Origin of the sequence: Nostoc sp. 'Lobaria pulmonaria (5183) cyanobiont' (assembly GCF_002949795.1) — a bacterium.
Taxonomy (GTDB): Bacteria; Cyanobacteriota; Cyanobacteriia; order Cyanobacteriales; family Nostocaceae; genus Nostoc.
Genome location: NZ_CP026692.1, coordinates 1,500,869 through 1,523,796, shown reverse-complemented (window position 1 = coordinate 1,523,796; position 22,928 = coordinate 1,500,869). Strand labels below are relative to the sequence as shown.

The 22,928-nt window shown below is 39.5% G+C and carries 21 protein-coding genes; 13 read left to right on the top strand and 8 right to left on the bottom strand.

From position 1 onward, the window contains the following. The first annotated feature begins 41 nt into the window (after positions 1–41). Positions 42–335 (top strand): hypothetical protein, encoded by a 294-nt coding sequence (locus tag NLP_RS06525; protein WP_199784774.1) that lies wholly within the window; start codon positions 42–44, stop codon positions 333–335. A 55-nt stretch (positions 336–390) separates the two neighbouring features. Here NLP_RS06525 and NLP_RS06520 read toward each other — a convergent pair whose 3' ends face one another. Next, positions 391–1,305, bottom strand: a complete 915-nt coding sequence (locus NLP_RS06520) for a Tll0287-like domain-containing protein (RefSeq protein ID WP_104905683.1) — start codon at positions 1,303–1,305, stop codon at positions 391–393. A 181-nt stretch (positions 1,306–1,486) separates the two neighbouring features. On the opposite strand from NLP_RS06520, the gene NLP_RS06515 reads away from it, so the two are divergent. Then, a complete protein-coding gene (locus tag NLP_RS06515; RefSeq protein WP_104905682.1) occupies positions 1,487–2,341 on the top strand; it encodes a phosphate/phosphite/phosphonate ABC transporter substrate-binding protein in 855 nt (284 codons plus the stop codon). A 413-nt stretch (positions 2,342–2,754) separates the two neighbouring features. Here NLP_RS06515 and NLP_RS06510 read toward each other — a convergent pair whose 3' ends face one another. From NLP_RS06510 to NLP_RS06490, 5 genes are all read right to left on the bottom strand, one after another. Further along, entirely contained in the window at positions 2,755–3,525 is a 771-nt protein-coding gene (locus NLP_RS06510) for a hypothetical protein (protein WP_104905681.1), read from the bottom strand. A gap of 630 nt (positions 3,526–4,155) precedes the next feature. Continuing rightward, positions 4,156–6,897, bottom strand: a complete 2,742-nt coding sequence (locus NLP_RS06505; RefSeq protein ID WP_104905680.1) for a GAF domain-containing sensor histidine kinase — start codon at positions 6,895–6,897, stop codon at positions 4,156–4,158. Between the two features lie 551 nt (positions 6,898–7,448). Beyond that, positions 7,449–7,919 (bottom strand): NADAR family protein, encoded by a 471-nt coding sequence (locus NLP_RS06500; protein ID WP_104905679.1) that lies wholly within the window; start codon positions 7,917–7,919, stop codon positions 7,449–7,451. 249 nt (positions 7,920–8,168) lie between these two features. Next, positions 8,169–8,942: an SDR family oxidoreductase gene (locus NLP_RS06495; RefSeq protein WP_104905678.1), complete on the bottom strand. Its 774-nt coding sequence runs from the start codon at positions 8,940–8,942 to the stop codon at positions 8,169–8,171. A 129-nt stretch (positions 8,943–9,071) separates the two neighbouring features. Beyond that, complete coding sequence (locus tag NLP_RS06490; protein WP_104905677.1) at positions 9,072–9,911, bottom strand: hypothetical protein; 840 nt, start codon at positions 9,909–9,911, stop codon at positions 9,072–9,074. A gap of 84 nt (positions 9,912–9,995) precedes the next feature. Between NLP_RS06490 and murG the strand changes: the two genes are divergently transcribed. Both murG and NLP_RS06480 read left to right on the top strand, forming a co-directional pair. Further along, positions 9,996–11,063, top strand: coding sequence for an undecaprenyldiphospho-muramoylpentapeptide beta-N-acetylglucosaminyltransferase (murG, locus tag NLP_RS06485; RefSeq protein WP_104905676.1), 1,068 nt, complete (start codon positions 9,996–9,998; stop codon positions 11,061–11,063). 66 nt (positions 11,064–11,129) lie between these two features. Further along, complete coding sequence (locus tag NLP_RS06480) at positions 11,130–12,476, top strand: hypothetical protein (RefSeq protein ID WP_104905675.1); 1,347 nt, start codon at positions 11,130–11,132, stop codon at positions 12,474–12,476. 23 nt (positions 12,477–12,499) lie between these two features. Here NLP_RS06480 and NLP_RS06475 read toward each other — a convergent pair whose 3' ends face one another. Beyond that, the gene (locus NLP_RS06475) at positions 12,500–12,865 is read right to left on the bottom strand and encodes a VOC family protein (RefSeq protein ID WP_104905674.1); all 366 of its coding nucleotides are present in this window, start codon (positions 12,863–12,865) and stop codon (positions 12,500–12,502) included. Positions 12,866–13,174: 309 nt separating this feature from the next. Here NLP_RS06475 and psbA point away from each other — a divergent pair, with 309 nt between their 5' ends. The 9 genes from psbA to cofG all read left to right on the top strand — a co-directional run bounded on the left by psbA (position 13,175) and on the right by cofG (position 22,548). After that, on the top strand, positions 13,175–14,257 hold the full coding sequence (gene psbA, locus NLP_RS06470) for a photosystem II q(b) protein (RefSeq protein WP_104905673.1): 1,083 nt from the start codon (positions 13,175–13,177) through the stop codon (positions 14,255–14,257). Between the two features lie 173 nt (positions 14,258–14,430). Beyond that, positions 14,431–15,519, top strand: coding sequence for a chorismate synthase (gene aroC, locus NLP_RS06465; protein ID WP_104905672.1), 1,089 nt, complete (start codon positions 14,431–14,433; stop codon positions 15,517–15,519). Between the two features lie 98 nt (positions 15,520–15,617). Further along, positions 15,618–17,438: a tetratricopeptide repeat protein gene (locus tag NLP_RS06460; protein WP_325034724.1), complete on the top strand. Its 1,821-nt coding sequence runs from the start codon at positions 15,618–15,620 to the stop codon at positions 17,436–17,438. 14 nt (positions 17,439–17,452) lie between these two features. Continuing rightward, a complete protein-coding gene (locus NLP_RS06455; protein WP_104905670.1) occupies positions 17,453–17,707 on the top strand; it encodes a SemiSWEET transporter in 255 nt (84 codons plus the stop codon). Between the two features lie 21 nt (positions 17,708–17,728). Then, positions 17,729–19,375: a B12-binding domain-containing radical SAM protein gene (locus tag NLP_RS06450; protein ID WP_104905669.1), complete on the top strand. Its 1,647-nt coding sequence runs from the start codon at positions 17,729–17,731 to the stop codon at positions 19,373–19,375. An 11-nt stretch (positions 19,376–19,386) separates the two neighbouring features. Next, positions 19,387–19,575 (top strand): CPXCG motif-containing cysteine-rich protein, encoded by a 189-nt coding sequence (locus NLP_RS06445; RefSeq protein WP_012411100.1) that lies wholly within the window; start codon positions 19,387–19,389, stop codon positions 19,573–19,575. Positions 19,576–19,594: 19 nt separating this feature from the next. Next, positions 19,595–20,038, top strand: a complete 444-nt coding sequence (locus tag NLP_RS06440) for an SRPBCC family protein (RefSeq protein ID WP_104905668.1) — start codon at positions 19,595–19,597, stop codon at positions 20,036–20,038. Positions 20,039–20,686: 648 nt separating this feature from the next. Beyond that, positions 20,687–21,448 (top strand): beta-carotene ketolase CrtW, encoded by a 762-nt coding sequence (gene crtW / locus NLP_RS06435; protein ID WP_104905667.1) that lies wholly within the window; start codon positions 20,687–20,689, stop codon positions 21,446–21,448. Positions 21,449–21,561: 113 nt separating this feature from the next. Further along, positions 21,562–22,548, top strand: coding sequence for a 7,8-didemethyl-8-hydroxy-5-deazariboflavin synthase subunit CofG (cofG, locus tag NLP_RS06430; protein ID WP_104905666.1), 987 nt, complete (start codon positions 21,562–21,564; stop codon positions 22,546–22,548). 23 nt (positions 22,549–22,571) lie between these two features. On the opposite strand, the gene NLP_RS06425 is transcribed toward cofG, so the two are convergent. Continuing rightward, positions 22,572–22,838, bottom strand: coding sequence for a hypothetical protein (locus tag NLP_RS06425; protein WP_104905665.1), 267 nt, complete (start codon positions 22,836–22,838; stop codon positions 22,572–22,574). Positions 22,839–22,928: the final 90 nt, after the last annotated feature.

Sequence of the window (22,928 nt, the reverse complement as noted above, 5' to 3'; positions counted from 1 at the left end):
ACTCATCAGACAATCAACAAATTGATTTTAAGAATAAAACAATGTTTCTACTAGAGAAACCTACTTTACTACAAGAGCTTACTGTTAAATCCGAACGCTCTGATATTAACTCAAATAATTTACTGAACCAAGAATATCAAATTATCAGCGACAAGTTTTTGGTAGAATGCGAACGTGAGTTGGCTAATTTAATTGGCCCAATAGCTAAGTTTCTAGTTCAAAAAGCTATTAAATCTTCTGGACAAATTTCTCGTGCAGAATTTGTGAAAATTTTAGCATCACAAATTCCTGAGCCTCAAAAAGCTTTACAATTTCAGCAACGCTTACTTTCTTGAATTTCCCACTTACAGGATTAGGTCTAATTAACTTAATCCCAAATATAAAATAGTGTCAGCTTTGATTATTCAGCATCTCCAGAGCTATTTTTAAGCTAGCTTTCATCCGATTAAATGCTTCTGCTAACCCGCCAATTTCATCATTAGAGCTTTCTTCAAAATCAGCGTTCATATCACCAACACTAACTTTTTGAGCTATTTTTTCTATTCTTCTAATGCGCTGAATTACATATTTTTTGATTAAGAAGTTAATTAAGAAAACTACGATCGCAAAGATAGTAATTAAAAATACCATTATCAATGTCCAAGTCCGTTTGGCATTGGCAAAAATCTCTTCAGAAGGAACAGAGATTATTTGGGCAGAAACAATCTGATTCAGTTTCCAGCCAAAACCATTTTCCGATCCATAAGTTAGCAGCTGACTCTTAGGAGCCTGCTCTGGTGTAGTATGACATCGCAGACATTGCTGCTGTGTAATCTTGAGTGGTTGGGCAAAATAAAATACTTCGCCTTCTGATAAGGTGCGAAAGCCAGTAATTTGTAGAGTCTTGGGTTCGTTCCGAAAACGCTCTACAAGTTGAGTTTCAAAACTATCGGCTTTATCTGCTAAATTAGTTGGATTAAGTGTTGCATCTTTATGAAAAAAGTTTTTATATTCCGGCTTTTTACGAAAATTCTCAAAAACCTCTTTAGAGGAAAAAGTTGGTACTACTTCAGGCATGAATGTTGGGTTAGTATCTAATCTAGGTTCCAATAGAGGAACTATACGATTTTGTGTATAATCTCTAACTGCGTTCACCATTTGGATGAGAGTCTGTGCTTGAGAAGCCACTTCATTTTGCGCTCTCCCTTGAAGTACACTGGATAAGGCAAAGCCACTTCCCACAATACTGACTATGAAAACTAATATTAAAAGTAAGTTAAATTTAGCACCTATTTTTAAGTTTTTTAACGTAATGTTGTTTAACATGACCTAAGCAACGAAGGTGATATCTGAGTTTGTCTAAGATTTATTTATACCTGTTAGAAAGCATCTCAACACTATTTAAATAAATATTAATTTTTTGCTGCAATGTAACCTATTTAGGCAGCAGTCAAACTTATCTAAATTAGTCTTGAAAGCCAAGTTATTTCCTTAACCATAATTAGTGATGTTTGTGCGATTTCCCCGTCGTTTCTTTCTGTTTAATCTGCTAGGTTTGACATTTGCTGCCTGCCAACCACGAAAGGAGTTTGAGGGCACATTAACTATTGGTGCGATCAACTATGGTGGAGGCGAACAGATTATTAATCAATATGCTAAATTTAATAGTTACTTAGGCGAAAAAACGAACTCATATATTCAGCTAGAGCCTGTTTTTAATGAAAATAGAGCGGTTGAGCGTCTTGAGGCTCGTGCTTGGTCATTGGTATTTGCTCCACCTGGTTTAGCGGCTATTGCGATCGCACGTCACCAATATGTTCCCCTATTTCCTTTAATAGGTATTAGTAATTTGCGTTCCATCTTTGTTGTTCGCAAAGATAATCCGATAACCGACTTGAAACAGCTACAAGGTAAAACAGTGGCTTTAGGACAGCTAGGTTCAGCAACAGGATATTATTTTCCTCTTTACAATCTTTATGGTACAACACTGGCTGACATAGTATTTGCACCCACACCCAAAGCCGCGCTAGAATTAGTGGCTCAAGGAAAAGCGATCGCCTGTGCCGTCTCAGAGGCGGAATTAAGTCTCTACAGTTCACAGTTGGGCCCAACTGAATTTCGCATATTATTTAAAGACCCTCACTATGTACCATTAGGTGTGGTCTTGATTGGGCCGAATATAGAACGTAACCGTCAAGAGTTCATCCGCAAAGTGATGAGTGATTCACCTTCTGGTTTAGCTCAAGAAGTGGGATACGTACCCAATGGACAAGTACCAGATTACAAATACATGATTTCTGTGGTCGATCGGTTAAGCTCAATTAGTTCCAAGCTGCAAAATAAACCTGTTCGTTTATTTTAATTAAAGCAATAACAATACTTTCAGCCTTTACTTTCTCTAAAATGCTCATCTAATGCTCAAATACACTACTTTCAGTATTTAAGCATAGTTAATACGTGTTAAACTATACCTATTAATCCATTCACAAAAAAGACCCTTTAAAGGGTCTTGCAGTACTGATTAAAGAATTAACTTATTTACTCAATAATCCAAGTGCTGACTCTAGATACATTTTTGCTTTATGCAAAGCTAGCAGTTTTTTTTGAGTTTACCTATCTGGATAATTCATAATTTTCCCTTCCATTGTGATTTTGATCAGTGCAACTTGCTCATCTGTGGAGCGTTCATCAGAAATAATCCCAAAAAACTCACGAATATTTAGGATTGTTATAGTTTGGTTTTTGGTAAGTAAGTATTATCTTGTATTATCTTGCTCAAAAAAATAATTTGAATCGTGCTAGCTGGTTTTTAATCGTCTCTGTCAGGATTTTATTCAGTTCTGTAGTGTCTTGGAATTGCAAAATTTGCTGTGTCGGTAAGTCGAAGGGAAATTCACCTTCAAAATCTGGGCGTTGCATTTGCGCTAATAGAATCTGTTCAGACCGCTTACTTTGAATGGCGTAGCCAATCTCAATACAGACATTCGGACTGGGAATTAATTGGGAGGTTTCTTTACCATCAATACTAGCAATAGGTGTGGTGTCAGCTATAAATAACAAACTCTTACGGATTTTCCGCATGATTGTGCGGTTAATTCGGAAAGTAGCACCGCTAGGACGAGAGGATTCTACTAATGTTAGGGGAAGACGTGATCGCAAATTTAAATTGTCCAAACTTTTTCGCAGTTCTTCTTTAAGAATATTCGTCGCTGCAACATACTCAGTTTGATAGGATAAAAAAATCGTTGGTTCTAACTGAGCCAACACCGCCTGCTTGGTGAAATAAATTTCATGACTAATTAAGTCAATGTTAGAGACGCAATAGCCACCACTACCTTCAATATAAAATTCAATATTTTCCCCTTCCAGATAGCGCCCAAACCAAGTTGATGTCTTAACTTCGTCACTGTCTTCCAAAAAGTCTGCTCGCAATGCTGATTTCAGCAGGCTTTTTTTGCTTAAACGAATGTCTGGCGGACGTTTTTCCAGTTCTGGAATCGGCTCATAATCCTGTAGATACCACGCTCTGAGCGCAATTATTGACATAAGGCGCTATTTCAACTGTTTCTCGCTATTCAACTTCGTATAATCTTACACCCAGAGGAGGCCTTATTTTAGACTTCTCTTTAAACACAACAACACCCAAACCTCTACTCACTGAACTATCTCCTCTTTTTGTTTATCCTAGCCAGGGATGTACTAACTTTCATTGCTTTTGTAAACAAGTAATGAAAATCAGCCACAGTACCCCCTAATTTTCCATATTTGAGGGAATAACAGTTTTCGCGTTGGGTGTTGCTGTATTTTGACGAGACAGATGTAAGTTAAACAGCGTCTTATACCTCTTACTAACATTTCAAATGCAGCTGTTATATCTGCCAATAAAGCTTGTTTTCTAGCTTCAACTATCAGATTATCATTTGTGGATGCGAGGAATTTATTTTGCAACTAAACTTTACTTTTTAATGATTTTTAATCAAATTCAATATATTGCAGACTCTGGATAATTGAGAGATATTTTGTTTAGTCTATTGTTAAGAAAATTATCATCGACCTTTTGGATGAATTTAAAAATTACTGAGTCAATTTTTAAGTTTTGAAACTAACAATTGAGCATTGGTCAATAGCCAATAGTGATTTTTCGCCTGCTGCGTTCTCGTCCCCTACTCTCTATTGCTAGTTAACTATTTTGCCTGGAGGCTTGATGGGAATCTCAATCCAGAACTCTGTACCTTTGCCAAATTCTGAAATACACTCCATTATTCCCCCATGTTTTTCGACAATAATCTGATAGCTGATTGCTAGTCCCAATCCTGTCCCCTTACCTACAGGCTTGGTAGTGTAAAACGGGTCAAAAATTCGCTTTTTCACGTCTTCATTCATTCCGGGACCGTTGTCAGTAATCCGAATTAACAGACGAGAGTTGTCTGCTGAGACTTTAGTGGAAATCTCGATAGTTGGAATTGGGCATGAATTCTTCTCCTTGTCACCCTGACTTTGCCACTCTCTACTTCCTACTTCCAGAGCATCTATGGCATTGCTGAAAATATTCATGAATACCTGATTCATTTGACCGGCATAGCATTCTACCAGTGGGATGTTGCCATAATCTTTAATTATCTCAATGCGTGGAAATTCAGGATTTCCTTTCAGCCGATGCTGTAAAATTAATAATGTGTTGTCAATTCCTTCATGCAGGTCAACACGCTTGTTTTCAGACTCATCCAAACGAGAAAAATTGCGTAACGACAGCACTATTGAGCGGATGCGCTCGGTTCCTACTTGCATTGATGTCATGATTTTTGGGAGGTCTTCTACCAAAAATTCATAATCGATCGCTTCGATCGCGGCCTTAATTTCACTATTCGGATGGGGATAGTGTAGCTGATAGAGACGTAAAATTTCTAGCAGTTGTTCGGTGTAGTCACTGGCGTGGCACAGATTCCCGTAAATAAAGTTAACGGGGTTGTTGATTTCGTGGGCGACACCCGCCACCAACTGTCCTAAGCCGGACATTTTTTCGGTCTGAATCAATCTTGTCTGTGTTTCTTGGAGTTCATGTAGGGTATGCTCTAACTGAGCAGCTTGATTTCTGGCTTCAGTTTCGGCCTCAGAGGTTTGTTCGTAGAGTTGTGCTTGTTGAATAGCGATCGCAGCCTGATCTGCCACCTGCTGCAATAAATCAATTTCTGTATCCTGCCAATTTCTGGAAGCCTCACACTCATGGGCAATTAGTAAGCCCCATAGTTCCATACCCATATTAATCGGAACTATTAAGTTTGCTTGCACTTGCAGACTCTGCAAAAACTCTCGATGACAATCGCTTAAAGAAGCCGTTGAAACGTTGTTAATTGCCCGTACCCTACCCTGACAATATAAACGAGTATACTCATCAGGAAAGCATTCCGGTGGTGGATTCACTCCCAAAACTGACTGCCAATTGCCATTAATCTCTTCTACAATCACCGATTGAGTCTTTAGGTAGAAAATCAGCACTCGGTCTGAATTTAGTAGGGGGCGGACTTCCCGAACGATGGATTGCAGGGTTGCCTGCAAGTCCAAAGTGCGGCGAATATGCTCTGTAACTTGCTTGATTACTTTGGTAAACATTAATGATTTTTCGAGTTCAGCAGTTTGCTCTTGCACCCGCAGTTCTAAGGTGGTATTCAGGGATTGTACCTGTTTATACATTTGCTGCTGCTGAATTGCCATTGAGAAATGATCGTATAAAGCTTGCCCTAATAAGATGTCTTCCAACTTCCACTCAGGTGCTTGCCCTTTTTTCCGCTCTCGCCAAACCTCAAAAGAAAGCTGCGGTAAAAGTTGTCGCCGATTTTGTTCGCATCGTCCCGCCCACAAGATTTCCGTTTCAAATTCCGAGCGGAAAATACTTAATACACCAATAAATTTTTCGCGGTAATGTAGCGGAATCACCATGAGTCCGCGAATTTGAGTAGAACGGAATGCTAAAGCCAAAACTCGCAAACGTGGTTCTTTATAAAGGTCAGTAGTTGCCCAAATATTACCTTGTTGAAACTCAGCCATCCAGTTTTGCCAGATGGGATGCTGTTCGATAATACTGTTATCTAACTCATAGGAGAGTGTCGGTTGGTCGCCCCAGGTGTATAGTTCTTGACTCTCTGCAATGTAAAGCCTGCCACCTACTCCACAGAAAGCAGTAATAACTTCTTTTAGCGCTCCTTGTAATTGGATTGTTGGCAGTTTATGCAATAGTGTGGTGACTTGGTTAATAGTAGCTTCTCGCTTTTGCTTGGCCTGGGCTTCAGTGAGTAGATTACTTTGAGCGATCGCGATCGCTACCTGGTCAGCAACTTGCTGCAATACTTTTAGTTGCCGCTTCAAAATCTTTTGCGGTTCACTGTGGTGAGCTACCAACAATCCCCACAATTTAGGCTTTGCCAATGGTTCTTGTGGGTCGCAATTTAAAATTGGTACTACCAACGAGGACTGCACACCCATTGCTTTTAGGTATTGAATATGGCACCGGTCTGCTTGGCGATAGTAGATATTAGTTTCTAGACGTTTGCCAGTTTCTTTTGACTGTAGAGGTGATAGCCCGATCTTCTCATTTACCACATCGACAATCGAACGTTGCCCCGCTAACAAAAACATCTCTCTGGCGGCTTCTGGAATATCATCAGCTGGGAAGCGTTGACCCAATAAGGATGGCAGACGTTGCTCATGAATAGATTCTGCAATGACTTCACCACTACCATCAGCATCAAAGCGATACACTTTCACCCGATCTGCACCCAAAAATAAACGCACTTCGCTAACAGTAGTCGTTAATATCTCTTGAAGGTCGAGCGATCGCCTGATCTGTTTTGTCATCCGGTGCAGTAAACTTTCTCGATCGAAGGTTTTCTGCAACTCGTTTGGTTTATACCTACGTATCATTGCTTATAGACACCATTATAAAAGTATAATTTTTTATATCCTTGTCATTGATAAGAATTGTCAACTTACAATGCTTCGATTTTTATCCTATTTCAATAAATTCTTGCTATTAATGCATTGCTAATGGCATACATGTATTACAAATATTTTTGGAAATGGATTCGAGGATGTTTGAAAACTAACAGATATTTGTTTGTTCCCTGTAGCCCTTATAAAGTGGATTTAGGGATATGTAAAACCGCTGTATCATTAAATACTTTTAATATCTCATCTGAAGTCTAAAGTTAAGAAATTTTTAATCATTGACATTTACTAATTTTATATTCTCAATCATTAAACTATTCCAGTAATTTTACTTAATTTAGAGTTGGAATAATTTCTTGAAATTAAAAATATTTTTTTAACATTTTTGTCCATTAATTCAATTAATTAAAACTTTTTAAAAGCAATAACTAAATTATTAGTAATTTTTTTAATATTTTTGTCTGGGGAATTTTACTATTCCCCGTTTAATTGCTAACTTTATGTTGAATGTAACTATTTTGATTAAATTATTCGTAAATTACTGTTAAAGATAGTAAATTACGAATTTCTTCACGCACACTCATGAGAGTTTTACCGAGATAGTTTTGACCGCTTTTATTAGCACCACAGCCCCAAAAAGAATCGGTTGGGGAGTTTTCAACCAAAATCTCATCACCTGTCTTCAAGAGAACTTCTCTAATATCAGCATAAGTGAGAAACTTTTTGAGTACAGCTTCTCGCATAATTTGAGTTTTGACCAAATCCCAGTCTCGTCGGAGTTCGCGAGTACTACATCTTCCCAAAGTGGCAGCTTCTTCTGGGGTGGCGGCAGCATGGATGAGAGGTATAATTGCCGCATCTGTGCTGCCTACAAACTTTTGCGCTTGATAATAATGCTCAACCGTTGGCCAGTAAGCACCCTCGATATGGATTCCGTGGAGAGAAAAGTTAGAAAAACAGCCATAAGGCTGCCAAACCTTATAAAAGTAAATGGTCATTTGAAAATTGCTCTTTTATATATCAATTTCACTCTAGCTGAGTAGGTAAAGCCTTAACAAACTCTCTAGACGTAAACTAAAACATAAACTGTAAAACTTGAGATATTTGGTGAAATTAAATATACGTTACCCAGAACCCTTGTAGAGACGTAGTAGTGCTACGTCTCTACATTTTTTCTACCAAATGTCTCTTAAGTAGAGTAAGTGAAAGGGGTAAGTTCTTTTAGAATGGTATGAGATGCGTTAGTTTTATGTTCGTCGATTAACTAGGGTAGCGCTAGCTTGGTCAACAGGCATTAGCACAACTTCATTAATATTTACATGGGGCGATCGCGTCACACAGAAAAATATCACATCAGCCACATCATCTGCTGTTAGGGGTGTAACTCCCTGATAGACTTTGTTAGCGCGTTCAGTATTTCCGTGAAAGCGTACCTCGCTAAATTCCGTTTCTACCATACCAGGATCGACGGAAGTTACACGTACCCGCGTACCCAACAAGTCTTGTTTTAAACCTTCAGAAATGGCTCTGACAGCAGCTTTGGTAGCACAGTAAACATTGCCACCGGGATAGGTTTGATGTCCAGCGATGGAACCTAAATTTACCACATGACCGCGATCGCGACTTACCATTCCCGGAACGACATAGCGGGAGACGTAAAGTAAACCCTTAACGTTAGTATCAATCATGTCTTCCCAGTCTTGAAAGCTGCCTTCGTGCAACTTGTCTAAACCACGACTTAGACCAGCATTATTAATGAGAATGTCGATGTCAGACCAGGCAGAGGGTAGAGTCGCAATGGCAGATTCAACAGCATTGCGATCGCGCACATCTAGCTGTAATAAATGAATTTCAGTACTAAAATCTTTACTAAGAGTATCTGCTAGCTGCTGCAAACGTTCTAACCTTCGTGCTGCTAAAATCAGTTTTGTACTTGCACCAGCAAAGATTTTTGCACAAGCAGTACCAATACCACTACTTGCACCAGTAATCAAAATGATTTGATTTTGTAGGGATGTCATTAGGATAGTTAGGAGTGAGGAGTTAACAGTTATGAATTATGAATTAGCACAAGTTTCATCGTTCATAATTTATCATCAGTCGGTCTATAACTCCTAACTCCTATAAAAACGCGATTAATCGCGTTTTTACTACTTCTTCACTATTTGCAAGCGCTGAGTTACCATCGTCATTCCATTACCTCGCAGGATGACAGCAGAAACCCATTGGCTACCTGGGATAGATGGTGCTTGTCCTACTTTAAACAGTCCGCCAGATGTCAGTAATTCTAAATCGACGGGTGTAGGATTAAGAAATTTATCTGGTTGGATAGATTCTTCTAAGGCCGTTCCTAGTAAAAAATCATCACCAAGTGGCTGTTGAACGATCGCATCAAAACTATATTTCTGACCGACTTGCACTTGCTGGGGTAATTTAATATCAATTTGGGGCGGATTGCTACCAGAAGTAAGCAGGGTGCGTTCTGACAAAATATCTTGACGGACTATTTTTCCACCTTCAATGCGCTGACGTGATTTAATCGTGGCATTGAGAGCTAACTTATTACCGTTACCAGAGGGTAAGCCAGTTATCTTTGTTTCTGTTTCAGCAATAATTCCATTAGCTTCAGGTTTTGAAGATAGCAGTTTCGTGCTGTATTGCAATTTCGGATATCGTTGCCAAAGTGAAGTCAAAGACCTTTCCAGGGTTTGGAGGTTTAATCCATCCCCATGAGTGAAATTGGGGCTGTAAAATTGCAATACCCCTTTGACATCGCCTCGGCTAGCAGCGCTATCAATTTGTGTCAATAGGTTTGTCAGAGCGGCTGGTGCATTTTGGGGTGTTGTGGCTTGAGATAATTGCTGTGGTATCGTCGCCTGAGTACGTTGCCAACCACTTGTTAAACCAATGGTCAGTAGGAACGAAACTAGCCAGATATTTGCTGGAAATCTGAGTTGGTGTTTCACTAAGGCGGTAATAATGTTAGTCATGGGTAAGAGTTTACTGATTTGATTAGAGAAAGTAAGCAAATTGTTTTATCTTAGTTAAGCTAGACGCTAAACGGTAGAGGTTTGATGGCAAACGCACCGATACGATTATTAATAGCTGCCAGTGGGACTGGTGGACATTTGTTTCCAGCGATCGCCCTGGCCCAAAAACTTCCAGATTATCAAATAGAATGGCTGGGAGTACCCGATCGCCTAGAAACTCAACTTGTCCCCAAACAGTATCCCTTGAATACTATTGCAGTTGAAGGGTTTCAGCAAGGGTTTGGACTTTCCTCGATTCGCATTTTGGGTAAACTTGCCCTTTCGATTCTAGAAGTCAGACGAATTCTCAAACAGGGAAATTTTCAAGGGGTGTTTACCACAGGGGGTTACATTGCCGGGCCAGCCGTCATTGCGGCGCGTTCTCTCGGTTTACCCGTGATTTTCCACGAATCTAACGCCTTACCTGGTAAAGTAACTCGCTTTTTTGGCCCTTGGTGTAGTGCGGTAGCCTTGGGATTTGAAGTAGCTGCTAAGTATTTACCTCGTGCCCAAAATGTCTGTGTTGGTACTCCCGTAAGAGCGCAGTTTATTGATGGAGCAATTGATGCACCACTGGATTTAGCTATTCCTGATGGTGTTCCTTTAATTGTTGTTTTTGGAGGTAGCCAGGGTGCAGTTGCAATAAATAAGTTGGTGCGCGAATCTGCAAAAGCTTGGTTTGATGCTGGTATTTATGTAGTACATTTAACTGGCGATCGCGATCCGGAAGCAGATAGTCTCAAACATCCACAGTACATAGCCTTACCTTTTTACAACAATATGGCGGCGTTGTTGCAACGAGCAACTATTGCTATTAGTCGTTCTGGCGCAGGTAGTTTAACAGAATTGGCAGTGTGTGGAACGCCAGCGATTTTGATTCCTTACCCCTTTGCCGCAGAAGACCATCAATCTTACAATGCAGACGTATTTACAAAAGCGGGTGCAGCGTTAACGTTGAAGCAATCTGAGTTGACGACTGAAGCATTGCAAAGTAATGTGTTGAATTTATTGCAGTCACCGCAAGAGTTAGCAAAAATGAGGGAAAAAGCTTATGCGATCGCAGTTCCTGATAGTGCGGAAAAGTTGGCGCAGTTAGTGCGTGAGGTGATATAAACTTAAACAATTCAAAATTCACGCATTGAAAATAGTAAGAGACAATAGGAATTTATTTTCCAAGTTATGAATATTTTATTTAAGCAAAAAGTTTGTTTCACAATAGGTTGTGCTGGTTTATTACTTGTCAGTTTAGCCAGTTTTCATATATATGCTCAGCCAAAAACTAAACAGCTAGCTGAACAAGATTGGCCTTTTAATAATCAGCAAGAAAATTTTGTCCCACTTCAATCAAAGATTTCCTTTACTTCAAATAAAGTTACCGAGCCAATTAACTTAAGGTTTCAAAACCCTTTTATAAATCAACAAATATCTGAGAAAGTTTTAGGCAAGCAAAACTCTTTTTTATCTCAGGATAATCTATTAGCAGCATCTGCACCCTATCCCGTTGTCGATGAGTTTAAAAAATATAAATTTAGTATTAATGGCAGCCAGATTGTTACTTCAGCAAAACTACCAAGTAGTAAGGTTAACTTCAATCAAGGAGATTTATTAACCGTTCTCGTTAATACTAGAAAATATTTTCAAGATTATGCTTCAGAAGACCCAGATATTATGCGTACAGGAGTACTTGCTACTCAAGGAGTTACTGTAGCAGATGTCCTCAAAACTTTGGATTTCATGATTGCTGTTTTGAAGGAGGATATTGCTAATAATCGAGCTACTCGTTTACAAGACTCTAAATTTATCAATACCAATTTTCGAGTCATTAAATGGTCTGCCTACAACCCCAAAAGTAAACAGCAAAAACAATTACGAATTACTCAATATGCTGTATTTACCCACCCTGGTTCCCGCAAAAAAACCTCTGTTTTTAATATACCAATTTATAGCTTAAAAGACAACTCTAATAACGATAAGTTCTACACTCGATACACAAAGCAAGATGTTTTGTCTGGTATTTATGAACCAGGTGGTCGAGAATTTGGAAAAGTTACAACTCTTGCTTATCTAACCAGAAATGGCTTAGAAGAAGCAATTATGGAAGGAACAATTCTGATTAATTTTACAGATGGTTATAAGGCATTTTTTAATGTAGATAGAAACAATGGAATAGCTTATATCCGCGGATTAAAGGCAACAGCACAAAAGCGTTATTGGTATTTTAGAGAAGTTGATGCTATTAAAGGCTATGGATACAAAATAGATGCAAAAATTTCTATCAAACCTGGAGTGACTTTTGCTGGAGATGTTTTGAATATCGGTTTAGGTAAAGTTATTGTAATTGAGCATAATCAAGGTGGTCGTAAACATCTGCAAATGGGAGTCATCGCCGATACAGGCGGAGCATTTTTACCCAATCTTTATCAGCTCGATTTTTTGGCAGGTATTTTTCCGAATAAAAAAGAATTTGGGCAGAATATCAGCCAATTACCAGACTATGCCACAGCATATTTTTTAGTCAAGAAGTAATGCATTGACCTGATGTCAAAAATCTATGCACGGGTTAACAATTCTAAGTTATGACCATCAAAGTCATAGAAATAGAAGCCACGACCTTGATTCCAGTGGTTAATTTGTCCTTTATTCTGATGCATGGGGTCGCTAGTGTATTCAATACCTGCCTCTTTGACGCGTGCAAAAATTGCATCAAATTCTTCATCACTGACATGGAACGCATAATGATGTGGCTCAAACGCTTCAGCGTCAGCGAAGTCGAGCGTTAATGCATCATTTATATGCACAGCAGCGAAGTGACCAACGGGAAGCTCGACCTCTAAACCAAAAATTTTTGCAAAGAACCGCGCCGATGCCTCTTTGTCGTATACGGGCACTATGGTGTGATTTAGAGTAATTGTCATGTCACACCTCCCCTCCTAATTTTGGTAGTAATCCATATCAACTCTCTATTTAGAGTCGATTGCAACAATGTTCCTTTCTATTTTATCTATTCAGCGCTAACACCAGAGTAAATATATCGAAATTCTGTGTTCGCTGTATTTGGAACACCTGCAAACACTAAGATACAACGCTTAAATAAGCAAACCTAATGACTTACATCAGGTTTACTGAAGTAATAAAACTTGATTAAAAATTGTAAAGCAGTGTAAAGTAGTTTCACAGGCAAAGACAAAACCGCCTGATTCATAAATAACCGCAATCATAAAACCATGACAGCAACCTTACAACGTCGCGAAAGCGCCAACGTATGGGATAGATTCTGCGAATGGATCACCAGCACCAACAACCGGATCTACATCGGTTGGTTTGGTGTAGTAATGATCCCCACCTTGCTAGCAGCTACCGCTTGCTTCGTAATCGCTTTCATCGCCGCACCCCCAGTAGACATCGATGGTATCCGCGAACCTGTTGCAGGTTCCTTGATTTACGGAAACAACATCATCTCTGGTGCAGTAGTACCTTCCTCCAACGCTATCGGTTTGCACTTCTACCCAATTTGGGAAGCAGCTTCTCTTGATGAGTGGTTGTACAATGGCGGTCCTTACCAGTTGGTAATCTTCCACTTCCTGATTGGCATATTCTGCTACATGGGTCGTGAATGGGAACTATCCTACCGCTTAGGAATGCGTCCTTGGATTGCTATAGCCTACTCAGCACCAGTAGCAGCAGCAAGTGCAGTATTCTTGGTATACCCCATCGGACAAGGTTCATTCTCTGATGGTATGCCTTTAGGTATAAGCGGAACATTCAACTTCATGATCGTGTTCCAAGCAGAACACAACATCTTGATGCACCCCTTCCACCAATTAGGTGTAGCTGGTGTATTCGGTGGAAGCTTGTTCAGTGCAATGCACGGTTCTCTTGTAACTTCTTCTTTGGTTCGTGAAACCACCGAAACTGAATCCCTTAACTACGGTTACAAATTCGGTCAAGAAGAAGAAACCTACAACATCGTTGCAGCCCACGGCTACTTCGGTCGTCTAATCTTCCAATACGCTTCTTTCAACAACAGCCGTTCACTGCACTTCTTCCTCGCAGCATGGCCTGTAATCGGTATCTGGTTTACCGCCTTGGGTGTTAGCACAATGGCGTTCAACTTGAACGGTTTCAACTTCAACCAATCAATCATTGATTCTGAAGGTCGTGTGATTGCAACTTGGGCAGATGTAATCAACCGCGCTAACCTGGGTATGGAAGTAATGCACGAGCGTAACGCTCACAACTTCCCTCTAGATTTGGCTGCTGGTGATTTTGCTCCTGTAGCTCTTAGTGCTCCTGCTATCAACGGTTAATTCTGAAGTTTAGCTAAATGAGAAAGCGCCCTCTCGAAACAGAGGGCGCTTTCTTATTTGTATAGGTAAAAGATAGGCTATACGTCAAATATTCCAAGTGCCAAAGCATAAAAATTAACTTTTGCACAAACTCTAGTTAAAATACATAAGCCTCATCCTTTTTCTTTAAGATCATGGGCAACACTTTTGGTCATCTATTTCGTATAACTACTTTTGGTGAATCTCACGGCGGTGGTGTGGGGGTTGTGATTGATGGTTGTCCTCCGCAACTAGAAATTTCGGCGGAAGAAATTCAAGTAGAATTAGATAGAAGGCGTCCGGGACAAAGTAAAATTACTACACCTCGCAAAGAAGCCGATACCTGCGAAATTTTATCAGGTGTATTTGAAGGCAAAACACTAGGAACGCCTATAGGGATTTTGGTACGGAACAAAGACACTCGGTCGCAAGATTACGACGAGATGGCCGAGAAGTATCGCCCTTCTCATGCGGATGCAACTTATGATGCAAAATATGGCATTCGCAATTGGCAAGGCGGGGGTAGGTCGTCAGCGCGTGAGACAATTGGCAGAGTAGCAGCAGGTGCGATCGCTAAAAAAATTCTCCGTCAAGTTGCCAATATTGAAGTTATCGGTTATGTCAAGCGTATCAAGGACTTGGAAGGTGTAGTCGATCCAAATACTGTCACCTTAGAACAAGTGGAAAGCAACATCGTTCGCTGTCCTGATGCTGAATGTGGCGATCGCATGATTGAATTAATTGAGCAAGTTGGAAGACAAGGTGATTCTATCGGCGGTGTCGTAGAATGTGTGGCGCGTAATGTGCCGAAAGGTTTAGGCGAACCAGTATTTGATAAATTGGAAGCTGATATCGCTAAAGGTGTGATGTCTCTCCCGGCTAGCAAAGGCTTTGAAATCGGTTCCGGTTTTGGGGGGACGCTGTTAACCGGAATTGAGCATAATGACGAATATTATATTGATGAAAATGGTGAAATTCGCACTGTAACTAACCGTTCTGGTGGTATTCAGGGGGGAATTTCCAACGGGGAAAATATCATTTTACGAGTTGCATTTAAGCCGACGGCGACAATTAGAAAAGAGCAAAAAACAGTAACTCGTGAAGGTGAAGAAACGCTATTGGCTGCGAAAGGACGACACGATCCTTGTGTATTACCGCGTGCAGTTCCAATGGTTGAGGCGATGGTAGCACTTATATTGTGTGACCATTTATTGCGACATCATGGGCAGTGTAAGGTGTTGTAAAAATTACACTTTGACTTTCAGAAAATATTTATGCTTCAAGGGTGGGTTTCTGACTCGCCCTTTTTTACTGGTATTGCTATAGTAGCGGATAACACATTTTGCTACGTGCGATCGCATCTACTATCAATATGAGTAAAGAGTCTCCAAATCGCTTAAAACACTTTTCTGCTTTAAAGTCCAAGTACCAAGCAACTCAATATCAAGATTCATCACCCGCTAGTCTGTTATATCTCATACTGCGTAAAGTTGATTTAGATATTGAACTCAGTGAATTAGAATTTAATTGGTTACAAGAGCATCAGCTTTTTGAAACTATTGAAGTTATCTGGCTACAACAATTTAAAATGGGAGAATCCAAAAGACTAGAAGCTGAATTTTCTGATCTTAAAACTAAGTATAAAGTTGCCAAAAATTGGGAATCATCAGTAGGTAGTGTTTTGTATCCGATACTTTGGAAACTTGAATCAGAAAATACTTTAACTGATTTAGAAGTCAAACTATTGCAAGATAATAATCTTACTCAAACAGTTGCAATTGTTCAAGAAATAAAATGCTTTGCCGATCTAAAGGAGAAATATCAAGCTACCAAGTATCAAGATTCATCTCCTCATAGCCCACTATATAAAATACTACAAAAGCTAGACACGGAAGCAAGTTTAAGTGATTTTGAATATGAGTGGTTGCTAAATCATGAACTTTTTGAAGCTATAGAAATTTTTGAAAAACAAGAGTCTGTAAGACAGGCCAAAGTTACCCAGCTAAAGAATAAGTATCAAGCAAGCCAACACCCAGACACATCCTTATCAGGTCAACTATATCAAATACTACAAAAAATTGATGCGGACAAAAAAATAATTTACTCAGAAATTTACTGGCTAGAACAACAAGGACTTACTGAGACAATTGCTATTGCTAAAGAACTTGAACGCAAACGAGAATTTATTGCATTGAAGGCAAAGTATAAAGCTAGCCAATATCAAGATTCATCACCTACTAGTTATCTATATACGATTCTTAGAAAACTTGATTCAGAAACTCATTTAAATGAGCAGGATATTAATTATTTAAGACAGTCTCAACTACCTGGCACAATTGAAATTGCTAATGAAAAATATGCTTCTCTTTTGAAATCAAAGATAGTATCAGAAGTAGTTTTGAGCGATTTAGAAATTGACTGGCTGAGAACTAATGAATATGAAGATATCATTATTTTAGCCCAACACAAGCACTTTACTGCACTCAAAAGAAAATATAGATTGGCAGATCCTTCACTTCCGCTAGAGCCATTTTATGCAATCATGGTCAAGCTAGAGAAAAAAGAACGGCTAGATCCTAAGTTAGTTTTACAGCTTATGGAAGAGGATCTATTATCTCGTGGCGGGGAAATTGCTCTTGCGTATTACAGACTAGAGGCAGAGTTTTACGAACAAGAACTTAGCCGTACTGGACACAAGTGGAATATCCCCACAGCTAGCGGTTATTGGCGCAAAGCAGATGAACCTGAACAGGCTTTAAAGCTTACTAACCTGGACTTAAATAGAGTCAACGACAGTAATCTGAAATCAGCTATTTTAGTTACTAGAGGTGCAGCATTCAGAGATATGTATAACTTAGATGATGCAGAAACTTGTGCAAAAAAAGCTATGGAGTATCAGCCTGATAGTCATCAACCTTACACCTTAATGGGTGCTATATGTTATGACAAATATGACTATGAGCAAGGTAATTATTGGTTTGAACAAGCAATTCAGCGTGGGGCTGAGACTAAAGATATAGATGCTGAAATAAAACGAGTATTCAGGAGTACAAAAGACGAAAATAAACGACATGAAGCAGCAGAATATTTACTTAAAAAAGATTCAAAACGATATGCTTGGGCTAAATCTTATCTCAAAAAAACGTCAGACAATCGTAAATAAACTGGTTTGTATAAATGGATTTTATAACAATTTTAGGATTAGCTGCCGCCACAATAACCACAATCTCTTTTTTGCCACAGATGTTTAAAACATGGCAAACCAAATCAGCCAAAGATGTTTCTTTGGTGACGCTGATTACATTCATAAGTGGTGTTTTTTTGTGGCTAATCTATGGAATTTATTTACAATCCTTGCCAATTATTCTTGCTAACGCCATAACATTGATTTTTAACTTAATTATTCTATGGCTTAAAATTAAATATAGATAAACTTGCCTCTAACAAACACCTGTGACATCATCTGTATTTGACTCTGAACGCCTTCTATTTACACCTACTACCCCAGACACCAACGCTATCCCCATAATCTTCGCCTTTCCCAATGAGTACAGCGTAGGTATCACTAGCCTTGGCTATCAGGTAGTTTGGGCAACTTTTGCAATGCGTGATGATGTACAGGTGAGTCGCCTGTTTACAGATACTCACGAACAACTCCCCAGAACGCCGGAAATTGTGGGATTTTCTATTTCGTGGGAACTGGATTATGTGAATATTTTAAATTTGCTGGAATCTTTAGAAATTCCTATTCGAGGAACCTCTCGTGATGATTCTCATCCGATAATTTTTGGTGGTGGCCCAGTTCTTACTGCTAACCCCGAACCTTTTGCAGATTTTTTTGATGTCGTTTTACTGGGGGATGGCGAAACCCTGTTAGGGAATTTTATTGAGGCTTACAAAGAAGTAAGAAATGCCTCAAGACAAACTCAACTGAAAAGACTTGCACAAATACCAGGAATTTATGTACCCAGTTTGTATGAGGTGGAATATCACACAAGAGATGGTGAAGTAAAGTCTATTAAACCAATTTCTCCCGAAATTCCCGCAGTGGTGCAAAAGCAAACTTACAGAGGAAATACCCTATCGGCTTCTACTGTAGTCACCGAAAAAGCGGCATGGGAAAATATTTACATGGTGGAAGTGGTGAGAAGTTGTCCAGAAATGTGCCGCTTTTGTTTGGCGAGTTATCTCACACTGCCTTTTAGAACAGCCAGCCTGGAAGATTCATTAATTCCAGCGATCGCCAAAGGTTTAGAAGTCACAAACCGGCTAGGATTATTAGGGGCTTCGGTCACTCAACATCCAGAATTTGAGGCTTTGCTAGATTATATTAGTCAGCCAAAGTATGATGATGTCCGTCTCAGTATTGCCTCAGTCCGAACTAATACCGTAACAGTCCAGTTAGCAGAAACTTTGACGAAACGAGACACGCGATCGCTTACCATTGCAGTAGAAAGTGGTTCCGAGAAAATCCGCCAAATCGTCAACAAAAAGCTGCATAACGATGAAATCATCCAAGCAGCCATAAATGCCAAAGCTGGCGGATTAAAAAGCTTGAAACTCTACGGAATGGCTGGAATTCCTGGTGAAGAAGCAGAAGATTTAGAGCAAACCGTGGCGATGATGCGTAATATCAAAAAAGCTGCACCGGGATTGCGCTTAACATACGGTTGCAGCACCTTTGTACCTAAAGCACACACACCGTTTCAATGGTTTGGGGTGAATCGCCAAGCCGAAAAGCGGTTGCAGTTTTTGCAAAAACAGCTAAAACCCCAGGGGATAGAATTTCGCCCAGAAAGCTATAATTGGTCAATTATACAGGCTTTATTATCGAGAGGCGATCGCAGAGTGTCCCAGCTTCTCGAACTTACTCGTGACTTTGGCGATTCCTTGGGTAGCTACAAACGTGCTTTCAAGCAACTCAAAAGCCAAATCCCCGACTTAGATTTTTACGTCCACGCCGAATGGTCAACAGAACAAGTATTACCCTGGAGCCACTTGCAAGGGCCTCTGCCACAGTCTACACTACTAAAGCATTTGGCTGATGCTCAGAGTTACATCAATCCATCCCCAAAAGAATTACAGCCGTTGAATTCATAGCTGAAAACTTGATGCAAAACACAGCTGAGTATTACTGCGCTTATTGCGGCGAACCGAACTTAACTTTTATTGATTTGAGTGCTGGAGGACAGCAATCTTACGTTGAAGATTGTCAAGTTTGTTGTAACCCAAATATTTTGTATGTGCGGGTTGATGAAGATACCCTAGATATCGAAATTGATACCGAATCTGAAAGCTGAATTTTAGGTTTTTCTTTCCATGCTGCAATTTAAACATTCCTCAGTAATTAATACCTCACCAGAAGTAGTTTGGAAATTTCACGAAAGGCCAGATATTTTGCAACTGTTGAATCCACCTTGGCAGCCAGTCCAAGTGGTTCGTCGTGAGGGAGGGCTAAACGTGGGCGCTATCACCGAATTTCGCTTGTTTCTCGGCCCATTACCCTTAACTTGGTTAGCCCGTCATACTGAATGTGAAAAATATCGCCTGTTTACCGACGAACAGATATCTGGCCCCTTTGAATCTTGGGTACATCGACATGAATTTGAATCGGAAAATGGCAAAACCAGATTAACTGATGCTATTTCCTTCTCTATGCCTGGTGGAGGAGGAGTTGAATTTGTCAGTGGTTGGCTAGTGCAAGCGCAATTAGAAGCAATGTTTCGCTACCGCCACTATGTGACTAAACGAGAATGCGAGTAATTATGAGCATTCTCTTGTAGTAAGTGGCTCCTGATTTTTAGTTTACTAGGAGCCATACTTATTATTTTATCTTTATTAGTTTGGATAAGAAAAACCAATAAATTTTCTAATTTACATTAGATTTTTTGACAATATAAATACTATTTCGCTAATTTCAAAGTGTTTCCTGAAAAGCTTGAAAATCTCATCCTTAGAGTTGAGGTATAATCCTCAGTCTGAACTTTGGAGCGATCGCTTGCCAATGATCGCTTTCTAGCCTACATTAGTTTAGGATCTCAACAGCTACAGCATCATACACGAATTACTCCACTTCATTCCCTACTCTTGCCGCTAATTATGTTACCGTCTTTTTCCCAGACTTCGGCTGTTTAAAAAGCCCCATATTAAAAACACTAGTTCTTATAATTACTAAAGCTATCAGTACTATAACTTATATAATCCAACCACCATACCAAAAACAGTTGTTGGTGTGGCGGTTGTATGTGTAATAATAGTTAAAGTATCTTAATAGTTCTAAACATCTTCAAGTGTTGGCACTATCCAATGCAAAACATTTACCACTAATAAAGTTTTCTGGCTGGTGGTTAGTGCTTTTTGTGGTGACTATATTTTAGGAATTTTCACCTGAATACTAGGCGGAGTAAAAGCGTGATTCAATTAGAACAACCACCCAGTTATCAAACAAAACTGACTCCAGTTGTGAAAAGTAAATCTCAGTTTCAAGGACTTTTCATTGCTATTGTCATTGTTAGTGCATGGGTAATTAGCTTGAGTTTATTACTTGCCCTTGACATCTCAAAATTACAATTTTGGATGCTATTGCCTAGCATAGCTTGGCAAACATTTTTATATACGGGATTATTTATTACATCTCATGATGCTATGCATGGGGTAGTGTTTCCCCAAAACAGTAAAATTAATCATCTTGTTGGGACATTAACCTTATCTCTTTATGGTCTTTTACCATATAAAAATTTATTGAAAAAGCATTGGTTACACCACCAAAATCCAGCAACTCAAATAGACCCAGATTTTCATAATGGTGAACATAAAAACTTCTTTGCTTGGTATTTCCATTTTATGAAAGGTTACTGGAGTTGGGGACAAGTTATTGCTCTAACTCTTATCTATCAGTTTGCTAATCGCATCCTTCATATACCTCATGCTAATCTAATAAGTTTTTGGGTATTTCCTTCGCTTTTAAGTTCATTCCAATTATTTTATTTTGGTACTTTCCTGCCACATAGCGAACCAATCGCAGGGTATATTCAGCCTCATTGTGCCCAAACGATTAGCCGTCCAATTTGGTGGTCATTTATCACGTGCTATCATTTCGGCTATCACGAAGAACATCACGAGTATCCCCATGTTGCTTGGTGGCAGTTACCAGAAATTTACCAATCAAAATAGTTCTTGTTTATCTAATAAATAAGTGGACGTGAATAATTAAAGGTTTCTAGTCAGCGTTTCTAACCCTTAAAATAAGTCTGGGGCTGCTTAGTAAGAGCAAATTTCTTCTGCTTATGCCAATTAATAATTCTCGTCTTGTCACCTATAGCCCTGCTTATACAATTGTTCCTACTTACGAGTGCTTTAATCGGTGTAGTTACTGCAACTTTCGCAGCGAACCGGGTAAAAGTCCCTGGATGAGTCTTTCAGATGCAGACAGTATTTTAAAACCACTTCAAAGCGAAAAAGTCTGTGAAATTCTCATACTTAGCGGTGAAGTACATCCTCATTCGCCAAAGCGTCAGGCGTGGTTTGGGCGAATTTATGATTTATGTGAATTAGCGCTTTCAATGGGGTTTTTACCTCATACAAACGCGGGCCCACTGAGTTTTGAAGAAATGCAAAAGCTCAAGCGTGTGAATGTTTCGATGGGGCTGATGTTGGAACAGTTAACGCCAACATTGTTAAATAGTGTACATCGGCACGCACCGAGTAAATTACCAGAAGTTCGTTTACAGCAATTGCAATGGGCGGGAGAGTTACAGATTCCCTTTACAACTGGGTTACTGTTAGGAATTGGGGAAACAGTTGATGATTGGTGGGAAACATTAACAGCTATATCTCAACTGCATCAACGTTATCACCATATTCAAGAAGTTATCTTACAACCTCATAGTCCAGGATATCAGCAAACCTTTGATGCACCACCTTTTGACCCTGATCAGTTACCAGAAGTAATTGCTAAAGCACGTCAGATTTTACCGCCAGATATTACTATTCAAATTCCGCCGAATTTAGTTAAAGATGACCGATGGTTACTCGCTTGTATCGAAGCTGGTGCGCGAGATTTGGGCGGAATAGGGCCAAAAGATGAGGTGAATCCCGATTATCCTCATATACAGGAACAGGCATTAAGAGAAGTTTTACAGCCTGCGGGGTGGGAATTGATGCCCCGTTTGCCAGTTTATCCGCAGTTTGATGGCTGGTTGTCGGGGGAATTGCAAACAGCTGTGAGACAGTGGCGAAAGACTTTAACTCCGGCTTCTCTTTTACAAGGATAGGGGAGTAAGGATTTTCCCATTTCCTAGAGTTTCTTTGTTAATGAGTATTTGAACTCCATTAATGAGTATTTGAACTCCATTAAAGAGTCTTTAAGCTTCATTAATGAGTCTTTGAACTCCATTAAAGAGTCTTTGAGCTTCATTAATGAGTCTTTGAACTCCTTTAAAGAGTCTTTGAGCTTCATTAATGAGTCTTTGAACTCCTTTAAAGAGTCTTTGAGCTTCATTAATGAGTCTTTGAACTCCATTAATGAGTCTTTGATCTCCTTTAAAGAGTCTTTGAGCTTCATTAATGAGTCTTTGATACTAGTCAACGAGTATCAGAACTTCACTAATGAATTTTAGGGCTGCTGATTACCCAATCCCTAGTCCCCAGTCCC

What these genes read in the sequence shown, in the direction of transcription:
- NLP_RS06425 (WP_104905665.1), bottom strand. Translation starts at nt 22,838, where the DNA reads ATGAAGCTCAAAGACTCTTTAAAGGAGATCAAAGACTCATTAATGGAG.
- NLP_RS06455 (WP_104905670.1), top strand. Translation starts at nt 17,453, where the DNA reads ATGGATTTTATAACAATTTTAGGATTAGCTGCCGCCACAATAACCACA.
- murG (WP_104905676.1), top strand. Translation starts at nt 9,996, where the DNA reads ATGGCAAACGCACCGATACGATTATTAATAGCTGCCAGTGGGACTGGT.
- NLP_RS06515 (WP_104905682.1), top strand. Translation starts at nt 1,487, where the DNA reads ATGTTTGTGCGATTTCCCCGTCGTTTCTTTCTGTTTAATCTGCTAGGT.
- NLP_RS06520 (WP_104905683.1), bottom strand. Translation starts at nt 1,305, where the DNA reads ATGTTAAACAACATTACGTTAAAAAACTTAAAAATAGGTGCTAAATTT.
- NLP_RS06500 (WP_104905679.1), bottom strand. Translation starts at nt 7,919, where the DNA reads ATGACCATTTACTTTTATAAGGTTTGGCAGCCTTATGGCTGTTTTTCT.
- NLP_RS06510 (WP_104905681.1), bottom strand. Translation starts at nt 3,525, where the DNA reads ATGTCAATAATTGCGCTCAGAGCGTGGTATCTACAGGATTATGAGCCG.
- NLP_RS06490 (WP_104905677.1), bottom strand. Translation starts at nt 9,911, where the DNA reads ATGACTAACATTATTACCGCCTTAGTGAAACACCAACTCAGATTTCCA.
- NLP_RS06505 (WP_104905680.1), bottom strand. Translation starts at nt 6,897, where the DNA reads ATGATACGTAGGTATAAACCAAACGAGTTGCAGAAAACCTTCGATCGA.
- NLP_RS06475 (WP_104905674.1), bottom strand. Translation starts at nt 12,865, where the DNA reads ATGACAATTACTCTAAATCACACCATAGTGCCCGTATACGACAAAGAG.
- NLP_RS06445 (WP_012411100.1), top strand. Translation starts at nt 19,387, where the DNA reads ATGCAAAACACAGCTGAGTATTACTGCGCTTATTGCGGCGAACCGAAC.
- aroC (WP_104905672.1), top strand. Translation starts at nt 14,431, where the DNA reads ATGGGCAACACTTTTGGTCATCTATTTCGTATAACTACTTTTGGTGAA.
- NLP_RS06440 (WP_104905668.1), top strand. Translation starts at nt 19,595, where the DNA reads ATGCTGCAATTTAAACATTCCTCAGTAATTAATACCTCACCAGAAGTA.
- psbA (WP_104905673.1), top strand. Translation starts at nt 13,175, where the DNA reads ATGACAGCAACCTTACAACGTCGCGAAAGCGCCAACGTATGGGATAGA.
- NLP_RS06495 (WP_104905678.1), bottom strand. Translation starts at nt 8,942, where the DNA reads ATGACATCCCTACAAAATCAAATCATTTTGATTACTGGTGCAAGTAGT.
- cofG (WP_104905666.1), top strand. Translation starts at nt 21,562, where the DNA reads ATGCCAATTAATAATTCTCGTCTTGTCACCTATAGCCCTGCTTATACA.
- NLP_RS06525 (WP_199784774.1), top strand. Translation starts at nt 42, where the DNA reads ATGTTTCTACTAGAGAAACCTACTTTACTACAAGAGCTTACTGTTAAA.
- NLP_RS06480 (WP_104905675.1), top strand. Translation starts at nt 11,130, where the DNA reads ATGAATATTTTATTTAAGCAAAAAGTTTGTTTCACAATAGGTTGTGCT.